This window comes from Pseudogemmobacter sp. TB195 (assembly GCF_058313095.1).
The window spans coordinates 1-519 of the sequence record NZ_JBZEGG010000234.1 but is presented as its reverse complement, the minus strand read 5'-3'; the positions used below and the strand labels follow the sequence as shown (position 1 = coordinate 519).

General features: G+C 69.9%; 1 protein-coding gene. It reads right to left on the bottom strand.

What is annotated here, in order from left to right; translation table 11 throughout:
- The coding region (locus AC4FS3_RS29545; RefSeq protein ID WP_491023504.1) for a homocysteine S-methyltransferase family protein at nt 1-519 on the bottom strand (519 nt) is incomplete at both ends.

Below are 519 nucleotides of genomic sequence, written 5' to 3'. Positions count from 1 at the left end.
CTCGTCCATGTTGACGTCGATGATCTGGGCGCCGTTGGCCACCTGATCGCGCGCCACGTCGAGCGCGGCGGCGTAATCGCCGGCGGTGATCAGCTTGCGGAACTTCGCCGAGCCGGTGACGTTGGTGCGCTCGCCAACATTCACGAACGGAATGTCGTCGGTGAGGGTGAATGGCTCCAGGCCCGACAGCCGCAGGCGGGGCTCCACTTCGGGCGCGATGCGCGGCGCCTTGCCGGCCACCGCCCTGGCGATGGCGGCGATATGCGCCGGCGTGGTGCCGCAGCAGCCGCCCACCACGTTGACCAGGCCGGAGGCGGCGAATTCGCCCACCAGCGCCGCCATGGCCTCCGGGCTCTCGTCATACAGGCCGAATTCGTTGGGCAGGCCGGCGTTGGGATAGGCGCAGACCAGCGTATCGGCGACCCGCGACAGCTCCTGGATGTGGGCGCGCATTTCCCGGGCGCCGAGGGCGCAGTTGAGGCCGATGCTGAACGGCCGGGCGTGGCGCAGCGAGTTCCA